Here is a 6,024-nt window from a genome sequence, read left to right as displayed (position 1 = left end):
GGCTCTTCGTATCTCAGAGTGCGTTGATCCGGTCGGCGAGCTGACCGGAGTGCAGTAGCGACCGCAAGATGTAGTGGTCGAGGTTGCGGAAGCCTTGGGCGATCCCACGGAGATGCTCGAGCCGCCCGTTGATCGCTTCGACCGGACCGTTGGAGACGCCGACGTCGAAGTACGCCAGGATCTCCTTGCGCCGGTTCCATAGGGTGCGGCCCAGTTGCGCGAGCTCCTCAAGCCCAGGCGGTAGGCCCTTCTGGATGCGTTTGATGACCCTCCACATCAGCTTCTTGCCCTCGCGGCGTTGCCGATGCTCGTAGGCGGCGATGATCTGCAGGTAGACCTGGTGGACGATCTCGACGGCGACGTGACCATCGTGGCTGGTCAACGAGGTGAACAGTAGGGCCTTCTGCTTGTCGGTGAGCAGATCGGTGCGGGTGTGCAGGATCCGCCGGATCTTGTACAGAGGATCGCCTTTGCGGCCACGGTGCCCGCAGGTGGCCTGCTGAATCCGGGTTCGGCACCGATCGAGCTTTTCCCCGGCCAGTTGCACGACGTGGAACGGGTCCATCACGATCCGGGCGGTCGGGAGTTCTTCGGCGGTGGCAGTCTTGTAGCCGGTGAACCCATCCATCGCCACCACCTTGACGCGATCTCGAAAGGCCTGGTCACGGTCGTTCATCCACGTTTTGAGGACCGATTTGGAACGGCCCGGAATCATGTCGATCAGCCGGGCCGGCCCGGTGCCGTCGATGACCGGGGTCAAGTCGATCAGGACGGTTACCCAGCTTGACTCCCCGTGCCCGCGCACATGCTTCCACTTGTGTTCGTCGACGCCCAGGTGCCGGACTCCACCCAGGTGGGAGGGGCTGGCATACACCAGCGTTCGGGCCGCCTCGGCGGCGGCGCGGTTGACGATCTTCCAGGCCACGCCCAAGTTTCTGGCGACGGCGGCCACGCTCATCTTGTCCTCGACGATGTGCTGCAGAATCCACCGCGTGGTGCGCGAGGTGATCACCGCTCGCGGCGCCGCGATGTGCTCGATGTTCGCGCGAAAGATCGTCCTCGGGCAGTCCGCCGTGTGGCACACGAACCGCGGAACGGCCACATGCAGTAGTACCGGATGCCCAGCCGCCGGAGTGTCGGTCAGGATCCGATCGGCCTTATCGCGTGCCTGACCTGCAATTTCGCAGTTCGGGCACCGTGGATCAGGATCGAGGACCTCGCAGAAGATGCGGGTTCGGTCCTGGGCGTCGACGGCCGCGTCGGTGATGGTGACACCGAGTTCGGTGGTTCGGCAGATGGTGTCGGCGACGGCAGAAGTAGTCTGGTGCATGGGTCCTGGTGGGTGAGCTTGTAGGTGTAGGAACTTTCATTCTCACACCCCAGGGCCCGCCTACATGTTGTGGTCACCCGGAGCTCTCCCGAACCTCACCGATGCACTCTCAAATCCGAAGAGCCCAATTGGGGCCGAGCAACTTCGGCTTCGGTGATTCCATCGTTCGGGAGCTGCGAATCTGGCTGGACGCCTGGACGGCCAACTTCGCGGACGTGCCCGCCGAAGATTCTCACACGTGGCGGCTCAGATTCGACTGCCGAGTCGACCGGCGTTACACGACCTATTTGAAGAATCGAAGCGTCCCCCGTACTAATCGGTGACGCCGCTTCCATACTTGCTTAGCCGAGAACGAGCCCATTCTCGTAATCTCGTGGCACCGACGCAGGTCTTCAAGAGCATCCCGAACCGACTGCGGACCGGCTTGGTGAAGCGGTTCCCGACCGCCCCACTACCCTTGACCCCATGACCGACGACAAGCCGCTGGCGACGTGGACCGCTGCCCGATCGATGGGAAAGCTGGCCGTTCCGGGTCAGTTGCAGCTGACGAAGACGCACGTGGTGTTCGAGCCGAAGTCCGAGCGAACGGCTGGCGCGCGCTTCTCCGTCGCTCTCACCTTCGTCGCGGCGGTCGGCGCGGCTCCGGGCACCGGGAAGTTCTTCTCCGGCGGCAAGCGGGAACGCCTGTGCGTGACTCTCGGCGACGGCTCGGAGTGGCTGTTCGTGATCACCGACCTAGACGATGCGACGAAGCAGATCGGTGCACGCCTCAAGCGCTGACTCTCGCCGAGCCTAGGCCCGGGTGCCGAGCAAACAGCGCTATGGCCGGAAGATGCGCTCGTAGGTCGCGACGAACATCTCGGTGACCACCTCGTGGATGGCGTCCATTTGGAAGAAGGCGGGCCCGAGATCGTCGCTGACGGGATCGGTCTGGGCCATCTGCCAGTCGACGAGCAACTGGGTGAGGGCACCGACCAGCCCGATGGAGCCCAGCTTCTGCGCCTGGGTCATCGGCTTCCCGCTGCCGGCGAAGCCGCCGATCAGATCGGCCCAGTCGTGGATGGCGCGAAGGCGGAGCTTCTCGATCTCCGGAGCGACGCCGACCACCTCGATGAAGATGATGCGTGCGCGTCGAGGATCGTCGACGACGTTCTTGATGAATCCGCCGAGGGCTTCCTTCGCGAGCTCGGGGATCACGGTCGGCGGAATCTCCGGACCCGCGACGCCTGCGCGCTCGAGGACCTCGGCGGCGCCGATGATCGCGTCGTTCCGTGCTTCTTCCACGCAGTACTCGTAGACGGCAGCGAGCAGTGCGACGCGGTCCGGAAAGGACTCGTAGAAATAGCGTTGCGTGAGGCCCGCTTCGTCGCAGATCTTCTTGACCGACGCATTGAGGAAGCCCTCGGTGCCGAACAGCTCTAAACCGGCCTTCACCAGCAGTTTTCGCCTGAGCGTCTGCCGCTCAGCCGCGGTAACGCCCCCGTATGTACGCCCACTCCGCATAGTCATTGACACTAACCCTACGTTGTCCCAAAACAGACATTTGTAGTGGCATTCGTTATCTGACTCAGTAATATGTCAGTTAATGGCGGCGGGCGCGAAACGGGGTCTGCAGAGAGGGCGATGAGCGGTGTTTGATTTCCTGCCGGCAGCGATGCGGGATCCGACGATTGTCGCGATTCCGTTCTTCGTGCTCATGCTCGGCCTCGAGGTGTTCGCTGCGTGGAAGCTGGAGCGCGAGGACGGCGACGACCGCCCCGCCAAGGGCGCCTACGACTTCAAGGATTCGCGAGCCTCGCTGCTGATGGGCGTCGTCTCGATCGGGACCTCGGCCTTCTGGCAGTTCATCGCGCTCTTCGCGTACGTGGCGCTGTTCACCTACGTCGCGCCGTGGCAGTTGCCTGCGAACGCCTGGTACACGTGGGTGATCGCATTCGTGGCACTTGACCTGCTGTTCTACTTCTCGCACCGGATCTCGCACCGGGTACGCGTGGTGTGGGCGACGCATCAGGCCCACCATTCCAGCGAGTACTACAACTTCGCGACCGCCCTGCGGCAGAAGTGGAACGGCACCGCGGGCATCATCATGTGGCTGCCTCTCCCCCTGCTCGGCGTGCCGCCGGCCGTGGTCTTCGGCGTGTACTCGATGAACCTGCTGTACCAGTTCTGGGTCCATACCGAGCGGATCGGCACCATGTGGAAGCCCTTCGAGTTCGTGATGAACACCCCGTCCCACCATCGGGTGCATCACGGACGGGACGCGGAGTACCTCGACCGCAATTACGGCGGCGTCTTCATCCTCTGGGATCGCCTCTTCGGCACGTTCAAGCAGGAGACCTTCCGACCCCATTACGGACTCACCAAGCCGGTCGAGACCTACAACATCTGGACCTTGCAGACCCACGAGTACGTCACCATGGGCCGCGATGTGCGGCATGCGCCGACGTTGCGGGCCAAGCTCGGCTACATCTTCGGTCCGCCCGGATGGGCGCCTGATACGACCACCTCCCCGACGACCACCGCGCCGGTCGACGCCGCGTCCTAGTGGTCTACGCCCTCAGGACGCGCTGACCTTGGAGATCACTGCCTGGTAGTCGCCGTTCGGGCCGACGGGCAGGGACGTGAGCCACACGATGAAGTAGGGCGCGGCGGCCGCGCTGTCGATCTTCAGCGTGGTCGACTTCGCGTCGACCGTTCCCTGGCCGACCTGCGTCGTGGCGGCGAGGCTCTGCGGCGACTTCTCCTGCGACGTCCGCAGCTGGACCTGGAAGCCGGGGGTCGACGTCTCGATGGTCACCGAGTTGACCGCGGCACCGTCGCCGACGGTGAACAGCAGGCCCATACCGGTCTTGAGTCCGCCGAACTGCGGATCGCCCCGGTAGGCGTCGGTGCGCCACGGCGGGCTCGCCCCGGAGATCAGGTTCGGCAGGTTGGGTGACGAGTCGGCCGGCTCACCGGAGATGTCGAGCAGCGAGACGGCCTGCAGGCTCACCGGCGCGCCTGTCGGCTCCCCTCCCGGGGACTGAGGCGCGCTGCTGGACGAGCCGGGCAGGATCGAATCGATGTCGGACTCGCCGCTGTCGCCGCCGCCGAACACATTGGTCAGCGCGACGACCACCGCGATGATCAAGAACAGCACGAACAATCCGGCACCGGCGAGCAGGGCGGTGTTGCGCTTGCCCGCCTCGCCCTCGCCCATCAGCCGTTCCTTGCGGGTGCGCGACAGCGGTGCGACGGACACCGGAGCCTGCCTGGTCTCCACGCGAGGCAGCAGGTCGGTCTGCAGGTCGACGACGGTCGCCTGGTCCAGGATGTGTTGCACGGTGGCCGCGGTGCGGATTCCGCGGTCGCCCTCCAACGCGCGGGAGGCGACGGCGGAGATCTCGAACGGGGTGTCCGGCTTGACGATGCGCGGCTGGATCGGCCGCTCGGGATGGGTCGGATCGGGCTGTGCCGGGGCGATGCCGCCGATCGGCTCGCCGCCGGTGACCATCGAGGTGCCGGTGGCGGCGTCGAGCGGCCAGCGGTTCAGTAGCAGGGCGTAGAGCACCGCGCCGAGGCCGCGGACGTCGCCGGTGCGGTCGTCGCCCGGCATCACCGCGGGGAACGCGAGCACGGCGTCGCCGTCGGTGCTGACGCGAATCCGGTCGGGATGATCGATCGACAGCGTCGCGCCGGTCCGGTGCGCGGCTTCGGCGCCCGCGGCGAGCGCGCGGACCGCACGGGCGGCACCCATGGCGGAGGGCGCGGTGGCCGCGACCTCCTTGAGCGACGAGCCGTTGACCCATTCGGTGACGATGACGCCGCCGGAAGCGCTGCGCACCACGTCGAGCACGCGTGCCACGCCTGCCGAGTGCAACTGCCCGAGACGACGGGTGCGATCGAGGATGGCCAGCGGCCCCTCGGTGACGTCGCGGTTGCCGGGCCGGATGGGTGGGGCCTTCTGCTCGGGGTCGACGAAGGTGAGGCCGACTTCGCGGTCGAGTCCGGTGTCCTTGGCACGCCAGAACTCGAGGCCGCGGGTGCCGCCCTCCTTGGAAAGCAGGCGATAGCGCCCGCCCGAGATGGCGGCGCCCGGTACCAGGCGCGGGCCGCGCGGCGGTCCCATCACGCGGGTGGTCTCGTCCGACGGACCCGACGGAGCAACGCCGTGACCACCCGGGGGTCGCCCGGTGTCGTTGCCCTCCTGGCCCATCGGCGGAACTCCTCGTCGGGGTACGCGTGCTTGGGGTGCACGTGACTGGTGTTGACCTGCTTGCGGTCGGGGCTGGAAACGCGGTCCGGCGACCACCGGAATCACCATCGTCTCGCCGATGGCGCCGCCCGACAGAACCGAGTACTCCTGCCACGTCGCCGTGCCCCGGTCGAACCGGCGTCTGACGTCTACCTGACCAGAGTACGGGACAGAATCGTCGGCGTTGATCCGCGGGAACTGGACGGTCATCGTGTGCGAATCGCGGTCTTCGGCATCGGGTTCCGGTGCTGGAGCGAGCGACGGGATGAAGCGTCCCAGCAGCCGCAGCACGGTGTTGCTGATGGTCACCATCTCGGGGATCTTGAGCGCGGTGAGCAGCAGGTAGGTGACACCGAGGACGACGATCGCGGTGAACGCGAGGTAGACCACCGAGCCGATCTTGCCCGCCTGCGTCGACATATTGGCCAGCCCGGTGAGGTCGGCCACCAGCCAGACGGCG

The 6,024-nt window shown here is 66.1% G+C and carries 5 protein-coding genes; 2 read left to right on the top strand and 3 right to left on the bottom strand.

Features of this window, described 5'->3' with window-relative positions; all coding sequences use genetic code 11:
• Positions 1 to 13: 13 nt before the first annotated feature.
• Positions 14 to 1,330, bottom strand: coding sequence for an ISL3 family transposase (locus GX543_RS03060; protein ID WP_290849707.1), 1,317 nt, complete (start codon positions 1,328 to 1,330; stop codon positions 14 to 16).
• Between the two features lie 465 nt (positions 1,331 to 1,795).
• Between GX543_RS03060 and GX543_RS03055 the strand changes: the two genes are divergently transcribed.
• Entirely contained in the window at positions 1,796 to 2,110 is a 315-nt protein-coding gene (locus tag GX543_RS03055; RefSeq protein WP_290849706.1) for a hypothetical protein, read from the top strand.
• 39 nt (positions 2,111 to 2,149) lie between these two features.
• On the opposite strand, the gene GX543_RS03050 is transcribed toward GX543_RS03055, so the two are convergent.
• Complete coding sequence (locus GX543_RS03050; RefSeq protein ID WP_290849704.1) at positions 2,150 to 2,839, bottom strand: TetR/AcrR family transcriptional regulator; 690 nt, start codon at positions 2,837 to 2,839, stop codon at positions 2,150 to 2,152.
• A gap of 121 nt (positions 2,840 to 2,960) precedes the next feature.
• On the opposite strand from GX543_RS03050, the gene GX543_RS03045 reads away from it, so the two are divergent.
• Positions 2,961 to 3,875, top strand: coding sequence for a sterol desaturase family protein (locus GX543_RS03045; RefSeq protein WP_290849702.1), 915 nt, complete (start codon positions 2,961 to 2,963; stop codon positions 3,873 to 3,875).
• A gap of 12 nt (positions 3,876 to 3,887) precedes the next feature.
• On the opposite strand, the gene GX543_RS03040 is transcribed toward GX543_RS03045, so the two are convergent.
• On the bottom strand, positions 3,888 to 6,024 hold a 2,137-nt coding region (locus GX543_RS03040; protein ID WP_290849700.1), incomplete at its 5' end, for a protein kinase family protein.

It is taken from the genome of Gordonia sp. (in: high G+C Gram-positive bacteria) (assembly GCF_012515855.1).
Taxonomy (GTDB): domain Bacteria; phylum Actinomycetota; class Actinomycetes; order Mycobacteriales; family Mycobacteriaceae; genus Gordonia.
Note: the sequence above shows the minus strand (reverse complement) of the source record. Positions and strands in the feature narration are given on the sequence as shown.

What these genes read in the sequence shown, in the direction of transcription:
- GX543_RS03060 (WP_290849707.1), bottom strand. Translation starts at nt 1,330, where the DNA reads ATGCACCAGACTACTTCTGCCGTCGCCGACACCATCTGCCGAACCACC.
- GX543_RS03055 (WP_290849706.1), top strand. Translation starts at nt 1,796, where the DNA reads ATGACCGACGACAAGCCGCTGGCGACGTGGACCGCTGCCCGATCGATG.
- GX543_RS03050 (WP_290849704.1), bottom strand. Translation starts at nt 2,839, where the DNA reads ATGACTATGCGGAGTGGGCGTACATACGGGGGCGTTACCGCGGCTGAG.